Below are 19,106 nucleotides of genomic sequence, written 5' to 3'. Positions count from 1 at the left end.
ACAAGGTCCGGCCGGGTGTGTGTCGGGTCACTTTGCGACACTCGTTCAACTCGCCACGAACGTAACTCTTCAACCGATTCGCACACCGGTGAAACCTGCCGTGCGACGGCCTTACGCCCTTGACAGAGGGGTGTTCGGTTGCCGACACATCGGGTCGGGTCCGGCGGATTGTGTTGCTGCGGACCGGTGACACGCCATAGAGTCGCCAACCGTCGGCATGGTGCCACGCTGACCTATCGAGAAGTTTCCTGGTCACCAAGGAGGTAAGACGACTTGTGAATGAGTCGACATTTACTCCCGGGGGTGGTCAACCAGGAATGCCGGCGCGGGGCCAGAGCCCCACGGGGCTCGAGGCTGTCGGCTCCGTCGCTGTCCGCACCTTCGCAGCCCATCAGAGTCCCCGGATGACTCAGACAGCACACCCGAGCATGGATGGCCATCACGTGAACGCCATGGCCGGCAACGGAAGTGGCGAGAACCACACCCACTTCGCCGACTACGACGAACTGCCCGAGGGGCACTTCTACGACCCCGACGCCGAGTACGAGCCCGATCCGGAGTACGCGGCCACGCTCGCGCCCGACGCGGCCCGTCAGCGCCGTGAGCGCATCGGCCCGACGGGGCGCCCGCTGCCCTACTTCCCGATCCCGGGTCCGCTGACCAGTCACGGCCCCGCGACGATCATCGCGATGTGCAACCAGAAGGGCGGCGTGGGCAAGACCACGTCGACCATCAACCTGGGGGCCGCGCTCGCGGAGTACGGACGCCGGGTGCTGCTCGTCGACTTCGACCCGCAGGGCGCGCTGTCCGTGGGTCTCGGCGTCAACCCGATGGAGCTCGACCTCACCGTCTACAACCTGCTCATGGAGCGGGGCATGGCGGCCGACGAGGTGCTCCTGAAGACGGCGGTCCCGAACATGGACCTGCTGCCCAGCAACATCGACCTGTCCGCCGCCGAGGTGCAACTGGTGAGCGAGGTCGCCCGCGAGTCCACGCTCCAGCGCGCCCTGAAGCCGCTGCTGGCCGACTACGACTACATCGTGATCGACTGTCAGCCCTCCCTCGGCCTGCTCACCGTGAACGCGCTGACCGCGGCCCACAAGGTGATCGTGCCGCTGGAGTGCGAGTTCTTCGCGCTGCGCGGTGTCGCGCTGCTCACCGAGACCATCGAGAAGGTCCAGGAGCGGCTCAACCCCGAGCTGGAGCTCGACGGCATCCTCGCCACGATGTACGACTCCCGCACGGTGCACAGCCGTGAGGTGCTCGCGCGCGTCGTCGAGGCCTTCGACGATCACGTCTACCACACCGTGATCGGCCGGACCGTCCGCTTCCCGGAGACCACGGTCGCCGGTGAGCCGATCACCACGTACGCCTCCAACTCCGTCGGTGCCGCCGCCTATCGCCAGCTCGCCAGGGAGGTGCTCGCCCGGTGTCACGCCGAGTGAGTCTGCCGGGGGCCGACGAACTGTTCCGTACCACCGGGGGTATGGCGCTCCAGTCATCCACCCCCACTCGCCGGACCAACGGCGAGGCCCGGGTGCCGGCTCCGGCCGGCGAGAGCGACGCGGCGGCGGGGGAGGACGCGCCCCAGTCGGTGCCCGTCCGGGGCGGTGACGGGGAGGGCGACGAACATGTCGCCTCCGGCGCAGAGTCGTCCGACGCGGGCGAGTCCCGCAGCCGGGGCGGTGCCCCGGACCGCTCGGGGCGGCGTCCGGCGCAGGAAGGTTCTGCCGCCCCTTCCACGTCCGTGCAGTCGTCCCGCAAGCGGGGCCGCGGCGCGAACCGCCGGCCCAGCGGGCGGGAGCGGCACGACGAGAAGATCACGGTGTACGTGTCCGCCGAGGAGCTGATGGACCTCGAACACGCGCGCCTGGTGCTCCGCGGTGAACACGGGCTCGCCGTCGACCGCGGGCGGATCGTCCGAGAGGCGGTCGCCGTGGTCCTCGCCGATCTGGAATCCCGCGGGGACGCGAGCATTCTCGTACGACGGCTGCGCGGGCGGTAGCGGTAGCCTTCGACGGCTATGACCTCGAACGTCCCGCCCCCGTCCGCCGCCTCCGGCGGTCGTCGGCGTGCGCTGGGGCGTGGTCCGGGGACCGCACCGGCACCGGTCGAGACGCCGTCCGGGCCGTCCGGCCCGTCCACCGAACCGCCGAAGGCCCCCACCGAGACGCCTGACAGGCCCCGAGAGGGCGCCGAGAGGCCCGGAGGTTCCCGGGCGCCGGCCGATCCGGCCTGGGCGCCTGAAGGCGGCACTGAGCCGCCCGCGGGGCCGGTCGAGCGATCCGTGTCGGCCGGCGAGGTCGCCGAGGCACCCCCGCCGGCCGACGGGGTGACCGAGGTCGCCGAGGCGCCCCCGGCACCCCCGAGGACCACCGAGCCGCGAGAGAAGCCCGCCGAGCCGCCAGGGAAACCCCAGGAGGACGCCGGGGGGCCCGCGGAGCCCAAGACCCCGTCCGAGCCCTCCGAGACGCCCGGAGGGGGCTCTGAGCCGTACGCGGCGCCCTGGACGCCGGAGTGGCTGCCGGACGCGCTCACAGAGCGCCCTGAGCCGGGCGCGGGATCCGATACGGCGGTCGAGGCGTCCGGGGTGCCCGGGGCTGGCGCCGGACCGTCCGCCGTGTTCGTGGGGCCTGTCGAAGTGGCCGAGGACCGGTCCGCGCCGTCCGCCTCGACCGAGACGCCCGTCGAGCGGTCGGCGGCGCCCGGAAAGGCGTCCGGACCGGCTCCGGGGTCCGAGGCGTCCCCGGAGGGCTCCGAAGCCGCTCCCGCCGACTCCGCGCACGGTGTCTTCAAGGTGCGGCTCTCGAATTTCGAGGGGCCCTTCGACCTGCTGCTCCAGCTGATCTCCAAGCACAAGCTCGACGTCACGGAAGTGGCGCTCTCCAAGGTCACCGACGAGTTCATGGCGCACATCCGGGCGATGGGCCCGGACTGGGACCTCGACCAGACGACCGAGTTCCTGGTCGTCGCGGCGACGCTGCTCGACCTGAAGGCGGCCCGGCTGCTGCCGACCGCCGAGGTCGAGGACGAGGCCGATCTCGCCCTCCTGGAGGCGCGGGACCTGCTGTTCGCGCGGCTGCTCCAGTACCGCGCGTACAAACAGATCGCGGACATCTTCAACGCGCGTCTTGAGGAGGAGGCCCGCCGCTACCCCCGTACCGTCGGCCTGGAGGCGCAGTACGCCGAGCTGCTGCCCGAGGTCGTCATCAGCATCGGGGCGGAGGGGTTCGCGAAGCTCGCCGTGAAGGCGATGCAGCCGAAACCCAAGCCCCAGGTCTACGTCGACCACATCCACGCGCCGCTCGTCAGCGTGCAGGAACAGGCCCAGATCGTGGTGGCGCGGCTCCGGGAACTCGGCGAGGCCAGTTTCCGCTCGCTCGTCGAGGACACCGACGACACCCTCACCGTGGTCGCCCGCTTCCTGGCCCTGCTGGAGCTCTACAGGGAGAAGGTCGTCGCCCTGGACCAGGAGGAGGCCCTCGGGGACCTCATGGTGCGCTGGACGGGCGGGGAGGGCGACGACCGCCCGCGGGTGACCGACGAGTTCGACCGGCCCCCGGAAGCGGTGAAGGACGAGAGCGGGCGCGGGACCAAGGAGGAGAAGGCATGAGCGAGGAGACCACCGACACCCCCGCGGGGCCGCGCACCGTCGCCGGCCTCGATCTCCGGCCCGCCCTGGAGGCCGTCCTGATGGTGGTGGACGAGCCGGCCACCGAGGAACACCTCTCCAAGATCCTTGAGCGGCCCAGGCGGCAGATCGCGGACGCGCTGCGCGCACTGGCCGACGAGTACACCGTCCAGGGCCGCGGTTTCGAGCTCAGGCTGATCGCGGGCGGCTGGCGCTTCTACTCGCGCCCCGCGTACGCGGGTGCCGTCGAACGCTTCGTTCTGGACGGTCAGCAGGCCCGTCTCACCCAGGCGGCCCTGGAGACGCTCGCCGTCGTCGCGTACCGCCGGCCGGTCAGCCGATCAAGGGTCTCGGCGGTCCGCGGAGTCAACTGTGACGGTGTGATGCGCACCCTCCTTCAGCGCGGTCTGGTCGAGGAGGCGGGCACGGAACCCGAAACAGGTGCGATCCTGTACACGACGACGAACTACTTCCTGGAGCGAATGGGCCTGCGCGGTCTGGACGAGCTCCCGGAGCTCGCGCCCTTCCTCCCCGAGGCGGACGCGATCGAGGCCGAGACGCTGGAAGGGGTCCCGTCGTTCGATCCGGATGCACCGGATGCAGATGCAGACGACACGACGACGACGGAACTTTGATGCGAAGCAGTGGCAGCGACAGTGGCAGGAACAGCGGGCGCGGCAACCCGCGGGGAACCGGCGGGAGCAGTGGTTCGCGAGGAAGCGGCGGCTCGCGGGGGACCGGCGGAGGCGGCGGCCCGCGTGGAACCGGTGGGAGCGGCAGCTCGCGTGGAACCGGCGGGAGCGGCTCCCAGCCGAGGAGCGCGGCGGCGGGGCGCGACGACCAGCCGAAGCGTCCCAGCAAGCCCCGTCCCGAGGAGCGTCGCTACGACGTAGGTCCCGGGGGCACGCACGAAGGCCCGAAGTCCGGGCGCGGCGCCTCGGCGCGCGGTGGCGCCAAGGGCGGCCCCAAGCAGGGCCAGCAGCGCGGCGGCCGTACGGAGCCCGCGCGCTCCCGTGAGTACGAGACCCGGACCGAGGAGCGCAACCGCGACCGGTACGCGGGCAAGCCGGACATCAAGCTGCCCAAGACCTTCCCGGGTGCCGAGGAGGAGGGCGAGCGCCTGCAGAAGATCCTCGCCCGTGCGGGCTACGGTTCCCGGCGCGCCTGCGAGGAACTGGTCGACCAGGCGAGGGTCGAGGTCAACGGCGAGATCGTCCTGGAGCAGGGGATGCGCGTCGACACGGAGAAGGACGAGATCAAGGTCGACGGCCTGACGGTCGCGACGCAGTCGTACCAGTTCTTCTCGCTGAACAAGCCGGCCGGTGTCGTCTCCACGATGGAGGACAACGAGGGCCGCCAGTGCCTCGGCGACTACGTGACGAACCGCGAGACGCGGCTCTTCCACGTGGGCCGTCTCGACACCGAGACCGAAGGCGTCATCCTGCTCACCAACCACGGTGAGCTGGCGCACCGGCTGACCCACCCGAAGTACGGCGTGAAGAAGGTCTACCTCGCGCACGTCGTGGGCCCGATCCCGCGTGACCTGGGCAAGCGGCTCAAGGACGGCATCCAGCTGGAGGACGGGTACGCCAAGGCGGACCACTTCCGTGTCGTCGAGCAGACCGGCAAGAACTACCTCGTCGAGGTGACCCTGCACGAGGGCCGCAAGCACATCGTGCGCCGCATGCTCGCCGAGGCCGGCTTCCCGGTCGACAAGCTGGTGCGCGTCTCCTTCGGCCCGATCACCCTGGGCGACCAGAAGTCGGGCTGGCTGCGCCGCCTGTCGAACACCGAGGTCGGCATGCTCATGGCCGAGGTCGGTCTCTAGCCCCGGAAGCTCGGAGGCCACGCGGTTTTCGCGGCTCGCTGACGCTCCACCCGTACGACGGCCGGTCCCGGAACTTCTCCGGGGCCGGCCGATTCGTTTTCGCCTCCCCGCCGGTCTGTACCGGTGAACGGACCACCGGTGTGCCCCGGTGCGCCCCCGTGCGAACGAAGGGAACGGCGATGACCGCGACGACGGACCGCGACGAGTTCGTCCGGCTGACCGATCCGTACCGGCGGGAGCTGCTCGCCCACTGCTACCGCATGCTCGGCTCGGTCGACGACGCCGAGGACCTCGTCCAGGAGACGTATCTGCGGGCCTGGCGGTCCTACGAGGGGTACGAGGGCCGCGCTTCCTTGCGCACCTGGCTCTACCGGATCGCCACCAACACGTGTCTGACGGCCCTGGAGGGGCGCGGGCGCCGTCCGCTGCCCACCGGGCTCGGCGGGCCGGGAGACGCGCCCGAGGAGCCCCTGCGGGCCCCCGCGACGGACATCCCCTGGCTCCAGCCGCTGCCCGACAGGCTCGTCGACCCGGCGACGGTCGTCGCGGCGCGTGGCAGCCTGCGGCTCGCCCTGGTCGCCGCGCTGCAGAACCTGCCCGCGCGGCAGCGGGCCGTACTCATCCTGCGCGACGTGCTGGCCTGGCGGGCCTCCGAGGTGGCCGCCCTGCTCGACACGTCGACCGCGGCGGTCAAGAGCACCCTCCAGCGCGCGCGTGCCCGGCTCGACGAGGTCGCGCCGGAGGAGGACCTGGTGGTCGAGCCCGGCGGGGCCGACGACCGCGAACTCCTCGACCGCTACGTGAAGGCCTTCGAGAACGCCGACATGGAGTCGCTGCTGGGGCTGCTGCGGGACGGGATCGAGCTGGAGATGCCGCCGCACCTGGAGTGGTTCAGCGGCAAGAAGGACGTCCTGCGGTTCCTGCGCGTACGGGTCCTCTCCGGGCGCGGGACGGGATGGATCCGCATGGTGGAGGTCCGGGCCAACGGGCAGCCCGCGGTGGCGGCCTACGAGCGCGGGGTCGACGGGGTGCTGCGGGCGCACTCCGTGCATGTGCTCACCGTCGAGGAGCGCGGTGTCGCACGGCTCACGGTCTTCCTGGAGCCGGGGCTGTTCGCCGTCTTCGGCCTGCCCCGGGTCCTCCCGTGAATCCCGGGGAGCTCCTGGAGCGGTCGCTCGCGTACACGCTGGGCAGCGTCGCCGCCGTGCCGCGCGAGGGCCTGCGGTGGCCGACGCCGTGTGCCGAGTGGGACCTCGGGGATCTGCTCCACCACCTCGACGACTCGGTGGAAGCACTCTACGAAGGCGTCGCGGACGGGCGGGTCGGGCTGTGCCCGGCACGGCCGTCCGCAGATCCGGTGTGCGCCTTCCGCGCGCGGGCGGGCGCCCTCCTCGGTGCCTGGGCAGCGGTCTCAGGGGCGCCGCCCGCCCCGGCCGTGGGGGACCGGTCGCTGGACGCGGGGCTGCTGGTGGCCGTCGGCGCCCTGGAGATCGCGGTGCACGGCTGGGACGTCGCGCGTGCCTGCGGCCGGGCGCGGCCGATCCCGTCCGCGCTCGCCGTGGAACTGCTGCCTCTCGCGCACCTCGTGGTCGCGGACGCCGACCGCGGTGTGCGCTTCGCCGACCCCGTCGACGTATCGCCGCGGACCCTGCCGGGCGGCCTGCTCCTCGCGTTCCTCGGCCGGCGCCCGCAGCCGCGATTCCTTTTCGGCACCGGTCCGGTCCGTCTTCCGTGATTGATCCTCACGGAAGGAAATGTCATGACCGACACCACCGCACGCGCCCCCGTCCAGCAGCCGTCCGCCGCGCCCGCACTCCGGGTGTGGACGGTGATCCTGGCCGGACTCGGGGCGCTGCTGTGTTCTCTCGACGTGGTCGTCGTGGCCACCGCGCTGCCCGCCCTGCGGGCCGACTTCGGGGCGAGCCTGTCCGACCTGGAGTGGACGATCAACGCGTACAACCTCGTCTTCGCCTGCCTCACCCTGACCGGTGCGGCGCTCGGCGACCGCTTCGGGCGGCGGCGCATGTACGTCGTCGGGCTCGCCGTCTTCACGCTGGCCTCGGCCCTCGCGGCACTGGCCCCGGGACCGGGCCAGCTCATCGCCGCACGGGTGCTCCAGGGCGCCGGCGCCGCCGTCCTGCTGCCGCTCACCCTGACCCTGATCAGCGAGGCGTTCCCGGCCGAGAAGCGGGGCGTCGCCATCGGGGTCTGGGGCGGGGTGACCGGCCTCGGGGTCGCGGCCGGACCCGTGCTCGGCGGGGCCGTCACCGAGGGCCTGTCCTGGCAGTGGATCTTCTGGATCAACGTGCCGACGGGGCTCGCGATGCTGCCGCTGGCCGCGCTGAAACTGCGCGAGAGCCGCGGTCCGCGTCCGCAACTCGACGTCGTGGGGCTGCTGTTGGCGGCCGTCGGGCTGACCGGCCTCGCCTGGGCGGCGGTTCGGGCCCCGCAGGCGGGCTGGGGGAGCGCCGAGGTGCTGGGCGCGCTGGCTGCCGGAGTCGTCTTCCTGGCCGCCTTCCTCGGCTGGGAGCGGTCGGGCGCGCGCTATCCGATGCTGCCCCTCGGGTACTTCCGCAGGCGCGACTTCTCCACCGCCAACGGTGTCGCCTTCCTGGCGTTCATGTCGCTGCTCGGCTCTCTGTTCATGATCACGCAGCTGTTCCAACTCGGCCTCGGGAACTCGCCGTTGCAGGCCGGTGTCCGCATCCTGGTGTGGACCGGCATGCCCCTGCTCGTGGCACCGCTCGCGGGCGCGCTCGCCGACCGGTTCGGGAACCGGCCCTTCATGTTCGGCGGACTCGTTCTCCAGGCGATCGGCCTCGGACTGCTGGCCTGGCAGGTGCAGCCCGGTGTCGGCTACGGACGGCTGGTGCTGCCGCTGGTCGTCGCGGGCATCGGCATCTCCATGGTCTTCCCCACCGTCGCGAACGCCGTGACCTCCGCGGTGCCGCCCGCCGACGCGGGTGTCGCCGCCGGGGTCAACAACGCGCTGCGCGAGCTGGGCGGAGTCTTCGGGATCGCCGTCGCCGCGGCCGTGTTCACGCGCTACGGGGGCTACGGCTCGGCGGACAGCTTCGTCAACGGCTGCGGTCCGGCGCTGTGGGTCTCGGCGGGAGTCGCGGCCGCCGGAGCGCTCGTGGCCGCCCTCGCTCCGGCGCGCGCCCGGGCGCAGGGGCCGGACGCGCACCGTACCGAGGCCCGGCGGCCGGAGGCTTCACGCGCCCGGGTCTAGCGATCGGCCCACCCGCCGCCGCCCCCGTCCGCAAGGACGGCATGCCGTCCGTACCGGCGTAGGCAAACCCGCAACTTCCCTGGCCGAGAACCTTGTTGACACCCTCCCGCTCCCTTTATGGTCGTACTGACCATGGTCAGGCTGACCATAAAGAGGGGGCGTGGGGGTGGCGACAGGGGAAAGCCGTTCGCCGGGGGGCGCGGCACCCGAGGGCTACGACAAGTACGCCTTCGAGCCCTTCGCCGTCACCGTCGACCTGGCCGTCCTGACGGTGCGCGCGGGCGCGCTCCAGGTGCTGCTGGTCGAGCGGGGCCGGGAACCGTACGCGGGCCGCTGGGCCCTGCCCGGCGGCTTCGTGCTGCCCCGCGAGTCGGCGGAGGCGGCGGCCCGGCGTGAACTCGCCGAGGAGACCGGCCTGTCGGACATCACGGGACTCCACCTGGAACAGCTGCGCACCTACAGCGAACCCGACCGCGACCCCCGTATGCGGATCGTCTCCGTCGCGTTCGCCGCGCTGCTGCCCGACCCTCCCGAACCCCACGGCGGCGGTGACGCGGCGCAGGCCCAGTGGCTGCGCTTCAACGCGCTCGGCCCGCTCGCCTTCGACCACGACCGGATCCTCGCCGACGCCCACGAACGCGTGGGCGCCAAACTGGAGTACTCCTGTCTCGCCACGGCCTTCTGCTCGCCCGAGTTCACCCTCGGAGAGCTGCAACAGGTCTACGAGACGGTGTGGGGCACCGCGCTCGACCGGCCCAACTTCCGGCGCAAGGTCCTCGCCACGCCCGGATTCGTCGAACAGGTCCCCGGCGCTGCGCGCCTCACCGGCGGCCGTGGCAAGCCCGCCGCCCTCTACCGCGCGGGCGGCGCGAAAGTCCTGCACCCACCTCTGCTGCGTCCCACCTCGTAAGGACGGCCCCGATGACCAGCACGACCCTAGCGAAGCGCGCCGCCACCGGTTCCCTCATCGGCCTGGCCCTCGGCGACGCGCTCGGGTTCCCCACGGAGTTCGACTCCGTGCCCGACATCCTCGCGAAGTGCGGCCCCTGGCGGCAGATGGCGCTGCCCAGGCCCGCGTTCGTCACCGACGACACCCAGATGACACTGGCGCTGGCGAAGGGGATGCGCACCGCCATGGACCGCGGTCTGCTCGACCCGCTGCGGATGGAACGGCCGGTGCGCGAGGAGTTCGTGGACTGGTACCAGTCACCCGAGAACAACCGCGCCCCCGGCGGCACCTGCCTCCGCGCCTGCAATCTGCTCAAGAACGACAGTCTCCGCTGGCAGGAGGCCAGCCAGACCGGCTCCAAGGGCTGCGGCGCCAACATGCGCGTGGCGCCCGTCGGACTCGTCGGCGGGCTCAGCGACGAACAGCGCGCGGGCGCCGCGCAGTTCCAGGCCGCGCTCACCCACGGCCACCCCACCGCCCTCGCCGCCTCGGATCTCACCGCGCACGCCGTCCGGCTGCTCGGCCAGGGCGTCGAGCCGTCGGCACTGATCGGCCTGCTGCTCTCGTACGCGCACGAGAACCGGCACCGCTACCACTCCCGCTGGCTCGGCGACCTGTGGACCTTCTGCCAGGACGGCAGCCCGGAGCAGTACATCTCGCGTGGCTGGGACGAGTGCATCGCCGTCATGGACAACCTGCGGCAGGCCGTACGCACCGCCTCGCCCGAGGACGACCCCTGTCTGGCCACCGGTGCGGGCTGGGTCGCCGAGGAGGCACTCGCCACCGGCCTGCTCTGCTTCCTGATGTTCGTCGACGAACCCGTCACCGCGCTGCGCCGGGCCGCCTGCACCTCGGGCGACTCCGACTCCATCGCCTGCCTGACCGGGGCGTTCGCGGGCGCCTACCACGGCTCGGAGGCCTGGCCGACGGCCTGGGCCGACCGCATCGAGTACCAGAGCGACCTCATGTCGCTGGGGGCGCTCTGGGATGCTTGAGGGATGACAGACGTCCTCGGTATCGGTAACGACCTCGCGAGCGTGGTGGGCGAACAGCCCGACCCCGTGCTCTTCGCCACCGTCTCCGGGGCGCACCTGTACGGCTTCCCCTCGCACGACTCCGACGTCGACCTGCGCGGCGTCCACCTGCTGCCGACGGCCGACCTGGTCGGACTGCGCGAGCCGGAGGAGACCCGGTCCCGCATCTGGTGGGAGAACGGCGTCGAGATGGACCTCGTCACCCACGACCTGCGCAAGTTCGTACGGCTGATGCTGCGGCGCAACGGCTATGTGCTGGAGCAGCTGCTCTCGCCGCTGGTCGTGCGCACCGGCGACGAACACCGTGAACTGATCTCGCTCGTCCCGGGAGTCCTCACCCGCCATCACGCCCACCACTACCGGGGGTTCGCGACCACGCAGTGGCGGCTCTTCGAGAAGAGCGGCGAACTCAAGCCGCTGCTCTACACGTTCCGTGTGCTGCTCACCGGCATCCACCTCATGCGCAGCGGCGAGGTGCGGGCCGATCTGCCCACGCTGGCCGGGCAGATAGCGTCTCCCGCGTATCTGCCGGACCTGATCGCCGTGAAGGCGGAGCGGGAGCACGGGGCCGCGGACGTCCCGCGCGCACGGGTGGCGGAGGACGTGGAGCGGCTGCACACGCTCCTCGACGAGGCACAGGTCGCCTCGGCGCTGCCGGACGCCCCCTCCGCGTACGACGCCCTGCACGCCTTCGTCGTCAGGGTCCGCACGGACGGCGTCGACGGAGAGCGGAACGACGGCCGGGGAGGTCTAGGGACTTCCGTCGGGGTCCTGGAGCGCTGAGGCGCGGCGGACCCGGACCAGGAAGTCCTCCACGCGCGCGTGGTCCGGCCCGGACGGGAGCGGGCTGCGGAGGACCGCCTCGTCGGCCTCCGTCGCCAGCCGGGACATCCAGCGCTCGAACCCGCTCCAGGACACCTCGCCCCGCTTCACCGCGAGCAGCGGTTCGCGCTGCTCCAGGACGTCGATCGTCAGGGTCCCGGTGCGCAGCAGATCGCGCGAGCTCATCAGCAGGCGCAGCAGATGCATGGCGTGCTTCCAGCGCGGGGCGCCGTACTTGCGGACGTCGGCCTCCAGCTTCTTGTGCTGGCCCAGCGCGTAGCGGGCGAACGTCTCGTGCACCTGACGGGACAGGAACGCCCGCCGGAGGGCGAGGAGTTCACGCCCGGTGTCGTCCACGTACTCGACGAGCGGGGAGTGCAGACACTCCAGGATGTTCGGGTTGGCGCGCAGCGCGAGCGCGCAGAACCGCTCCAGCTCCCAGCTGAACTGCTCCTCCGCCGGGCCCTCGACATGCGTCGGCGGCTTCTCGAAGCGCCAGAAGAGCGCGGTCGGGGCGAGGAAGACGCCCCGGCGGTCCGTGTCACTGCCGTCCGTGGCCAGCCCGAAGGCACGAGACCCCATCACGCAGGAGTAGACCGTGTGGTCCCGCACCAGTGAGACCGCGGAGGCCGAGATCCCGGACGCCGAAACCGCCGGCGCGGGTGACACGGGGGACACCTCCGGTGCCGGGGACGCCGGGGGTGCCTCGGCTGCCGGGGATGTCTGGGGTACGGGACGCTCGGAACGCATGCCCGGAGCGTACGGGCACTCTCACGCCAGGCGGATCGAGTTTCCCTCCACGGTGATCTTCTCCGCGGGCAGCGGACGCGGCGCCGGACCGGCCTTCACCGCGCCGTCCTCGACGCTGAACCTGCTCCCGTGGCACGGGCAGTCGATGGTGCCGTTCGCGACCTTGTTCACCGTGCAGCCCAGGTGCGTGCAGATCGCCGAGAAGGCCTTGAAGTCGCCCTTCGACGGCTGGGTGACCACGACCTTCTGGTCCGTGAAGATCGTGCCCCCGCCGACCGGGATGTCGCTCGTCGTGGCGAGTTCCTGGCCGCTGGACGCCTTCGGGGACGAGTCCGAGGAACTGTTGCCGCTTCCGTACTGGCTGCACCCGGCGAGCAGCGCGGACGCCCCCGTGGCGAGGATCACCGTGCGCCGTGTCGAGCGGTCGGTCATGTCGTCACTCCGAACGTACGGAAGAACCAGAAGGCGGACGTCAGCCAGATGGCCGTGAGCACGGCGAAGACGAGGCCGCCGATGATGGGCAGCAGCCAGCCGGGCAGGCGCTCCCAGCGGAGCAGCAGCATTTTGGCACTGAAGACACCGAAGAAGAAGCAACCGAGGAGCGAGTGCGCCAGGACGCGTGTGCTGTACGTCTGATAGCCCAACGCGTACAGGCAGTGCACCGCGACCGGCACCGCCACCAGGAACGCGATCCGTCCCGACCACCGGTGCAGCGCCGGTGCCCAACCCGGGCCCGGCAGCTTCCCGTACATCATGAGCGCCGAGACGAGCTGGACGAGCGCGAAGAAGAACGCCGTCGTCGCCAGCCAGGACTTCACGGCGCCCGTGCTGCTGAATCCGGCGAGATTGAAGGCCGTTCCCGCCGGGTCGTGGACCTTGCCGTAGACGCCGAGACCGACCGCGACCGCCGCGGCGACCAGGGCCGGGACCAGGTAGCGGGCCGGGTTCGGGCGGCCGTGGCCGGGTGGCGGAGAGGGGAAGCCCCGGGTGGCGGCGTTCGGGTCCACGGTCATGAACGGCTCCCTGTGGAAGAAGAGGCGGTCAGGGGGTGACAGGACGCGCGATGATCTTCTGTCCGTCGATCGTCACGGCACCGGTCTCCGGGTCGATCGCCGGTGCCGCCGAAGGTGTGCCGTCGCGCTCCACGACGCCGACCTGCTTGCCGCCCGGCAGCACGATCCAGCCGCCGTCGACCTTCGCGCCGCGCACGGTGGCCGTCGCCCGGTACAGGCCGGAGGGCTTGACGGTCCGGTCGGCCGTGAAGCCGTAGCGCTGCCCGCCGACGTCGGCGGTGCCGTGGATCCGCTTGCCGTCCTGGAGGGTTCCGTTCAGCTCGTCGCCGTTGCCGCCCGTGAGCTTCATGGTGCCGTCGTCCTTGACGTCACCCTTCAGCCAGGACTCCTTGTCGTGCCCGTCGCAGAAGTACGCGATCGCCTTGCCGCCCCGCAGGGAGACCGCGACCGCCGAGGAGTTGTCGTCGGTGCGGCCCGCGTAGTCGGCGTTGGGCACGGCGCCGCGGGACGGCGAGGGGCTGGGCGAGGCGCTCGGTGAGGTGCTGGGTGACGGCGAGGAGGAGGCCGGTGACGCGCCGGCCGACACCGAGACGCCCGGCGACGCCTGCCGGTACGGGTTCGAGGCGTTCTTCGTCCCCGTCATCGCGTTGAGCGACAACATGAACACGCCGAACACGAGCCCCGCGAGAAGGGTGAGAAGGGGTCCTGGACGCTTCATTCGGGCCTCCCCCGAGGCGAGTCTCCTGCTATGAGAGCGGACTCGCGGGCCCGCGTCCAGAGGCGCACGGGCGCGTTCTCACCACAAGTAGCGGAATGGGGCGATTCGGGTGACATCGGCGGAGTCCGGGGCCGGGCGGTCACCTGCGTCTGAATCCAGCGGCCGTCGATCCGGGACGGTGGCACGGCCCGCCGCCGGCCGGATCCGGTGCGTGGCCCCGTCTCGTCAGGCGGGCGCCGCGCACCCGCGCGCGGGGGGCTGACTACGCTGGTGCGACACGACGTGTACACAGATCAGCGAGGAGCATCACCGTGGCGGTACGAGCGGTCCGGGGCGCCGTCCAACTGGAACGGGACGAGGCCGGCCACATGGACGAGCAGGTCAGCGAGCTGCTCACCGCCATCCTGGAGCGCAACGCGCTCACAACGGACGACCTGATCAGCATCTGGTTCACGGCGACGCCCGATCTGCACAGCGACTTCCCGGCGGCCGCGGCGCGCAAGCTCGGCATCGTCGACGTCCCGCTGATCTGCGCGCAGGAGCTGGACATCGAGGGCGCGATGCCCCGGGTCGTCCGTGTTCTCGCCCACATCGAATCCGACCGGCCGCGCGCCGACGTCGTGCACGTCTACCTCGGCGCCGCGGGCGCACTCCGCAGGGACATCGCCCAGTGAGGACCGCGCTCGTCATCGGAACCGGGCTGATCGGCACGTCCGCGGCCCTCGCGCTCACCGCGCGCGGTGTCGTCGTCCACCTCACCGACCACGACCCGGAGCAGGCCCGTACGGCGGCCGCGCTGGGCGCCGGCACGGACGGGGCCCCCGAGGGTCCTGTCGACCTCGCGATCGTCGCCGCACCGCCCGCGCACGTCGCCGCGACCCTCGCGGACGCCATGCGGCGCGGTCTCGCCCGTGGTTACCTGGACGTCGCCAGCGTCAAGGGCGGTCCCCGCCGCGAGCTGGAGGCGCTCGGCCTCGACCTCACCCCGTACATCGGTACGCACCCCATGTCGGGCCGTGAGAAGTCCGGTCCGCTGGCCGCCAGCGGCGACCTCTTCGAGGGCCGGCCCTGGGTGCTCACGCCGACCCGCGACACGGACACCGAGGTTCTGAACCTCGCCCTGGAACTGGTGTCGCACTGTCGTGCGGTGCCCGTCGTGATGGACGCGGACGCCCACGACCGCGCGGTGGCGCTCGTCTCGCACATGCCGCACCTGGTGTCCAGCATGGTCGCCGCGCGCCTGGAGCACGCGGAGGAGACGGCGGTACGGCTCTGCGGGCAGGGCATCCGTGATGTGACCCGGATCGCGGCCTCCGATCCCCGGATGTGGATCGACATCCTCTCCGCGAACCCGGGCCCGGTCGCGGACCTCCTCTCCGACGTCTCCGCCGACCTCGACGAGACGGTCCAGGCGCTGCGCGCCCTGCAGTCCTCCGACGAGGCCAAACGCCGCGAGGGCGCCACCGGCATCGAGGACGTCCTGCGCCGCGGCAACGCGGGCCAGGTCCGCGTCCCCGGCAAGCACGGCTCCGCGCCGCGCGCCTACGAGGTCGTGGCCGTCCTCATCGACGACCAGCCCGGTCAGCTCGCCCGCATCTTCGCCGACGCGGGGATGGCCGGGGTCAACATCGAGGACGTACGCATCGAGCACGCGACCGGTCAGCAGGCCGGTCTGGTCCAACTGATGGTGGAGCCGAAGGCGGTGCCGGTACTCGGCGCGGCCCTGCGGGAGCGGGGCTGGGCGCTGCGCCAGTAGGACCGATGACGCAGGGCCCGTAGGACCGGGGCCCTGGACAGCCTCGCGGCGGGCCGCGGCGCCGACTCGTGGACGGCCACCGAGCGCGGGGGCCTGGGCCGCTGTGTGAGGCCCCGGAGGCGCCCTGGCCTCCGGCGGTGTCGGCGCGGCGGCGGGCGATCGGCGTGGCGCCGGGCCCGCGCCGGCAGGGCTCCGTGACCGGCCCCGGGGCGGGCCAGTAATACGGGGTCCCTGGAGCCAGTAACCTTGTGCGGGGCGCGATCGCGTCCCGCAGAGACCTCCACCCCGCACCAGGAAGGTGTTCCCACCGTGGACAACGGCGCCGCCCGTACCGCTCCGGCTGTGATTGTCGCCATCGACGGCCCCTCCGGCACGGGCAAGTCGAGCACCTCGAAGGCCGTGGCCGCGAAGCTCGGTCTGAGCTACCTGGACACGGGGGCGCAGTACCGCGCCATCACGTGGTGGATGGTCAGCAACGGCGTCGACATCACGGACTCCTCCGCGATCGCCGCCGTGGCCGAGAAGCCGGAGATCATCTCCGGTACCGACCCGGCCGAGCCGACCATCACGGTCGACGGGACCGACGTCGCCGGCCCGATCCGTACGCAGGAGGTCACCTCCAAGGTGAGCGCGGTCAGCGCCGTGCCCGAGGTGCGTGCCCGGATCACCGAGCTGCAGCGCACCCTCGCCGGGTCCGCGCCGGCCGGCATAGTCGTCGAGGGCCGGGACATCGGCACCACCGTGCTGCCCGACGCCGACCTGAAGATCTTCCTCACCGCCTCCCCGGAGGCGCGTGCCGCCCGGCGCAGCGGCGAGCTGAAGGGCGCGGACATCGACGCGACCCGCGAGGCGCTGATCAAGCGGGACGCCGCCGACTCCAGCCGTAAGACCTCCCCCCTCGCCAAGGCGGACGACGCGGTCGAGGTGGACACCTCCGACCTCACGCTCCAGCAGGTCATCGAGTGCGTCGTCACCCTCGTCGAGGAGAAGCGGGCCGCCAAGTGACCGCACCCTCCGCGAGACGCGCCGACGTCGGGCGCCGGATCGGCGTCGGCCTGATGTACGGGCTGTGGAAGCCGCGCGTGCTCGGCGCCTGGAAGGTCCCCGCGAGCGGCCCGGCGATCCTGGCCGTGAACCACTCGCACAACATCGACGGGCCGATGGTCATGGGCGTCGCGCCCAGGCCCACGCACTTCCTGATCAAGAAGGAAGCGTTCATCGGCCCGCTCGACCCGTTCCTGCTGGGCATCGGCCAGCTGAAGGTGGACCGCGAGATCGCCGACCGCACGGCCATCACCGACGCCCTCGGCGTCCTGGCGTCCGGCGGCGTCCTCGGGATCTTCCCGGAGGGCACCCGGGGCGAGGGCGACTTCGCCTCGCTGCGGGCCGGGCTCGCGTACTTCGCGGTGCGCAGCGGCGCCCCGATCGTCCCGGTGGCGGTACTGGGAAGTTCCGACAGGACCAGTCGGCTGACCAAGGCGCTGCCCCCGCTGCGCAGCAGGGTCGACGTCGTCTTCGGCGACCCCTTCGAAGCGGGCGACGGCAGCGGCCGGCGTACGCGCCAGGCGCTGGACGAGGCCACCGGCCGCATCCAGAAACAGCTCAGCGCCCACCTGGACCACGCCAGGCGTCTGACCGGACGCCCGGAAAACGCCGGGCGCCCTGTCGGGCGTTAGGCGACACTTAGTAGTGGATCACCCGGTTTACGGGCGTTCCACCGATCACCACGAATGAACGACGAGGTACGGACTTCATGAACGACCACATCCAGCCCGACGGCTCGGCGGAACACGAGCACGGGGCGCTTGGCGATGCCGAGTACGCGGAGTTCATGGAGCTCGCCGCGGAAGAGGGCTTCGACCTCGAGGACGTCGAGGGCGCGATCGGGGAGGCGGGCCACGGCCCGCTGCCCATTCTCGCCGTCGTCGGCCGCCCGAACGTCGGCAAGTCGACCCTGGTGAACCGCATCATCGGCCGCCGCGAGGCCGTCGTCGAGGACAAGCCCGGCGTCACCCGCGACCGCGTCACCTACGAGGCCGAGTGGGCGGGCCGCCGCTTCAAGCTCGTCGACACCGGCGGCTGGGAGCAGGACGTCCTCGGCATCGACGCGTCCGTCGCCGCCCAGGCCGAGTACGCGATCGAGGCCGCCGACGCGGTCGTCTTCGTCGTCGACGCCAAGGTCGGCGCGACCGACACCGACGAGGCGGTCGTACGCCTTCTCCGCAAGGCCGGCAAGCCCGTCGTCCTGTGCGCCAACAAGGTCGACGGCATGAGCGGCGAGTCCGACGCCTCGCACCTCTGGGCCCTCGGTCTCGGCGAGCCGCACCCGGTCTCCGCGCTGCACGGCCGCGGCACCGGCGACATGCTCGACGCCGTCCTGGAGGCGCTGCCCGAGGCCCCGGCGCAGACCTTCGGCACCGCGGTGGGCGGCCCCCGCCGTATCGCCCTCATCGGCCGCCCGAACGTCGGCAAGTCCTCCCTGCTGAACAAGGTGGCCAACGAGGACCGCGTGGTCGTCAACGAGGTCGCGGGCACCACCCGTGACCCGGTCGACGAGCTCATCGAACTCGGCGGCATCACCTGGAAGTTCGTCGACACGGCGGGCATCCGCAAGCGCGTCCACCTCCAGCAGGGCGCGGACTACTACGCCTCGCTGCGCACCGCCGCCGCCGTCGAGAAGGCCGAGGTCGCGGTCATCCTGATCGACGCGTCCGAGACCATCTCCGTGCAGGACCAGCGCATCGTCACCATGGCCGTCGACGCGGGCCGCGCCATCGTCCTCGCCTTCAACAAGTGGGACACCCTCGACGAGGAGCGCCGCTACTACCTGGAGCGGGAGATCGAGACCGAGCTCGCCCAGGTGGCCTGGGCGCCCCGGGTGAACGTCTCGGCCCGCACCGGCCGTCACATGGAGAAGCTCGTCCCGGCGATCGAGACGGCCCTGGACGGCTGGGAGACCCGCGTCCCGACCGGCCGCCTGAACGCCTTCCTCGGCGAGCTGGTCGCCGCCCACCCGCACCCGGTCCGCGGCGGCAAGCAGCCCCGCATCCTGTTCGGTACGCAGGCGGGCACCAAGCCCCCGCGGTTCGTGCTCTTCGCCTCCGGCTTCATCGAGCACGGCTACCGGCGCTTCATCGAGCGCCGGCTGCGCGAGGAGTTCGCCTTCGAGGGCACACCGATCCACATCTCGGTGCGGGTGCGCGAGAAGCGCGGCGCCAACAAGAAGAAGTAGCACCAGCGGACAACGCGTGAGGGGCGGCTCCCCGGGGAGCCGCCCCCCCCTCATTGTCCTCTCGAGGAACTTGCCGCTCCAAAACCCCCTCGCGGTGCGGGGGGCAGCGCGGCGGGGGAGGGGTGTCTCCCAGTGCCGTGC

At 71.9% G+C, this 19,106-nt stretch carries 20 protein-coding genes; 16 read left to right on the top strand and 4 right to left on the bottom strand.

Translation table 11 applies throughout. The features are described 5' to 3' along the window. Positions 1 to 317 precede the first annotated feature (317 nt). The 11 genes from ACZ6KY_RS38960 to ACZ6KY_RS38910 all read left to right on the top strand — a co-directional run bounded on the left by ACZ6KY_RS38960 (position 318) and on the right by ACZ6KY_RS38910 (position 11,457). Positions 318 to 1,445, top strand: coding sequence for a ParA family protein (locus tag ACZ6KY_RS38960; RefSeq protein WP_365876908.1), 1,128 nt, complete (start codon positions 318 to 320; stop codon positions 1,443 to 1,445). Further along, complete coding sequence (locus ACZ6KY_RS38955) at positions 1,430 to 2,005, top strand: hypothetical protein (RefSeq protein ID WP_469314993.1); 576 nt, start codon at positions 1,430 to 1,432, stop codon at positions 2,003 to 2,005. The genes ACZ6KY_RS38960 and ACZ6KY_RS38955 overlap by 16 nt, the downstream gene beginning before the upstream one ends. A 585-nt stretch (positions 2,006 to 2,590) precedes the next feature. Beyond that, positions 2,591 to 3,613, top strand: coding sequence for a segregation and condensation protein A (locus ACZ6KY_RS38950; RefSeq protein ID WP_469315011.1), 1,023 nt, complete (start codon positions 2,591 to 2,593; stop codon positions 3,611 to 3,613). After that, a complete protein-coding gene (scpB, locus tag ACZ6KY_RS38945; protein ID WP_469314992.1) occupies positions 3,610 to 4,266 on the top strand; it encodes an SMC-Scp complex subunit ScpB in 657 nt (218 codons plus the stop codon). The genes ACZ6KY_RS38950 and scpB overlap by 4 nt, the downstream gene beginning before the upstream one ends. Beyond that, a complete protein-coding gene (locus ACZ6KY_RS38940; protein WP_469314991.1) occupies positions 4,266 to 5,459 on the top strand; it encodes a pseudouridine synthase in 1,194 nt (397 codons plus the stop codon). The genes scpB and ACZ6KY_RS38940 overlap by 1 nt, the downstream gene beginning before the upstream one ends. 179 nt (positions 5,460 to 5,638) lie before the next feature. Then, positions 5,639 to 6,607: a sigma-70 family RNA polymerase sigma factor gene (locus ACZ6KY_RS38935; RefSeq protein WP_469314990.1), complete on the top strand. Its 969-nt coding sequence runs from the start codon at positions 5,639 to 5,641 to the stop codon at positions 6,605 to 6,607. Further along, complete coding sequence (locus ACZ6KY_RS38930; RefSeq protein WP_469314989.1) at positions 6,604 to 7,194, top strand: TIGR03086 family metal-binding protein; 591 nt, start codon at positions 6,604 to 6,606, stop codon at positions 7,192 to 7,194. Before ACZ6KY_RS38935 ends, ACZ6KY_RS38930 begins: the two co-directional genes overlap by 4 nt. Positions 7,195 to 7,218: 24 nt before the next feature. Beyond that, positions 7,219 to 8,691 (top strand): MFS transporter, encoded by a 1,473-nt coding sequence (locus tag ACZ6KY_RS38925; RefSeq protein ID WP_469314988.1) that lies wholly within the window; start codon positions 7,219 to 7,221, stop codon positions 8,689 to 8,691. A 166-nt stretch (positions 8,692 to 8,857) separates the two neighbouring features. After that, positions 8,858 to 9,601, top strand: coding sequence for an NUDIX hydrolase (locus ACZ6KY_RS38920; protein ID WP_469314987.1), 744 nt, complete (start codon positions 8,858 to 8,860; stop codon positions 9,599 to 9,601). An 11-nt stretch (positions 9,602 to 9,612) separates the two neighbouring features. Further along, entirely contained in the window at positions 9,613 to 10,635 is a 1,023-nt protein-coding gene (locus tag ACZ6KY_RS38915; protein ID WP_469314986.1) for an ADP-ribosylglycohydrolase family protein, read from the top strand. Positions 10,636 to 10,638: 3 nt separating this feature from the next. Continuing rightward, positions 10,639 to 11,457 (top strand): nucleotidyltransferase domain-containing protein, encoded by an 819-nt coding sequence (locus tag ACZ6KY_RS38910; protein WP_469314985.1) that lies wholly within the window; start codon positions 10,639 to 10,641, stop codon positions 11,455 to 11,457. Here ACZ6KY_RS38910 and ACZ6KY_RS38905 read toward each other — a convergent pair. The 4 genes from ACZ6KY_RS38905 to ACZ6KY_RS38890 all read right to left on the bottom strand — a co-directional run bounded on the left by ACZ6KY_RS38905 (position 11,425) and on the right by ACZ6KY_RS38890 (position 13,977). Next, entirely contained in the window at positions 11,425 to 12,078 is a 654-nt protein-coding gene (locus tag ACZ6KY_RS38905; protein WP_469315010.1) for a nucleotidyltransferase domain-containing protein, read from the bottom strand. The two genes, ACZ6KY_RS38910 and ACZ6KY_RS38905, sit on opposite strands and share 33 nt — an antisense overlap. Positions 12,079 to 12,267: 189 nt before the next feature. After that, positions 12,268 to 12,678 carry a QcrA and Rieske domain-containing protein gene (locus ACZ6KY_RS38900; protein ID WP_469314984.1) on the bottom strand — a complete coding sequence of 137 codons (411 nt, stop codon included), beginning with the start codon at positions 12,676 to 12,678 and terminating at the stop codon, positions 12,268 to 12,270. Next, the gene (locus ACZ6KY_RS38895) at positions 12,675 to 13,259 is read right to left on the bottom strand and encodes a DUF6529 family protein (RefSeq protein ID WP_469314983.1); all 585 of its coding nucleotides are present in this window, start codon (positions 13,257 to 13,259) and stop codon (positions 12,675 to 12,677) included. The genes ACZ6KY_RS38900 and ACZ6KY_RS38895 overlap by 4 nt, the downstream gene beginning before the upstream one ends. Before the next feature lie 28 nt (positions 13,260 to 13,287). Further along, a complete protein-coding gene (locus ACZ6KY_RS38890; protein ID WP_469314982.1) occupies positions 13,288 to 13,977 on the bottom strand; it encodes a hypothetical protein in 690 nt (229 codons plus the stop codon). Between the two features lie 311 nt (positions 13,978 to 14,288). Between ACZ6KY_RS38890 and aroH the strand changes: the two genes are divergently transcribed. The 5 genes from aroH (at position 14,289) to der (ending at position 18,965) form a co-directional block, all read left to right on the top strand. Beyond that, positions 14,289 to 14,651, top strand: a complete 363-nt coding sequence (gene aroH, locus ACZ6KY_RS38885) for a chorismate mutase (protein ID WP_355853575.1) — start codon at positions 14,289 to 14,291, stop codon at positions 14,649 to 14,651. Further along, the gene (locus tag ACZ6KY_RS38880) at positions 14,648 to 15,733 is read left to right on the top strand and encodes a prephenate dehydrogenase (RefSeq protein ID WP_469314981.1); all 1,086 of its coding nucleotides are present in this window, start codon (positions 14,648 to 14,650) and stop codon (positions 15,731 to 15,733) included. The genes aroH and ACZ6KY_RS38880 overlap by 4 nt, the downstream gene beginning before the upstream one ends. Positions 15,734 to 16,042: 309 nt before the next feature. Continuing rightward, entirely contained in the window at positions 16,043 to 16,738 is a 696-nt protein-coding gene (gene cmk / locus ACZ6KY_RS38875; RefSeq protein ID WP_469314980.1) for a (d)CMP kinase, read from the top strand. Then, complete coding sequence (locus ACZ6KY_RS38870) at positions 16,696 to 17,409, top strand: lysophospholipid acyltransferase family protein (RefSeq protein WP_469314979.1); 714 nt, start codon at positions 16,696 to 16,698, stop codon at positions 17,407 to 17,409. The genes cmk and ACZ6KY_RS38870 overlap by 43 nt, the downstream gene beginning before the upstream one ends. 77 nt (positions 17,410 to 17,486) lie before the next feature. Continuing rightward, positions 17,487 to 18,965 carry a ribosome biogenesis GTPase Der gene (gene der, locus ACZ6KY_RS38865; RefSeq protein ID WP_469314978.1) on the top strand — a complete coding sequence of 493 codons (1,479 nt, stop codon included), beginning with the start codon at positions 17,487 to 17,489 and terminating at the stop codon, positions 18,963 to 18,965. The last annotated feature ends 141 nt before the right edge of the window (positions 18,966 to 19,106 follow it).

It is taken from the genome of Streptomyces sp. NPDC042002 (assembly GCF_055588305.1).
This window is presented reverse-complemented; position numbering and strand designations above follow the sequence as displayed.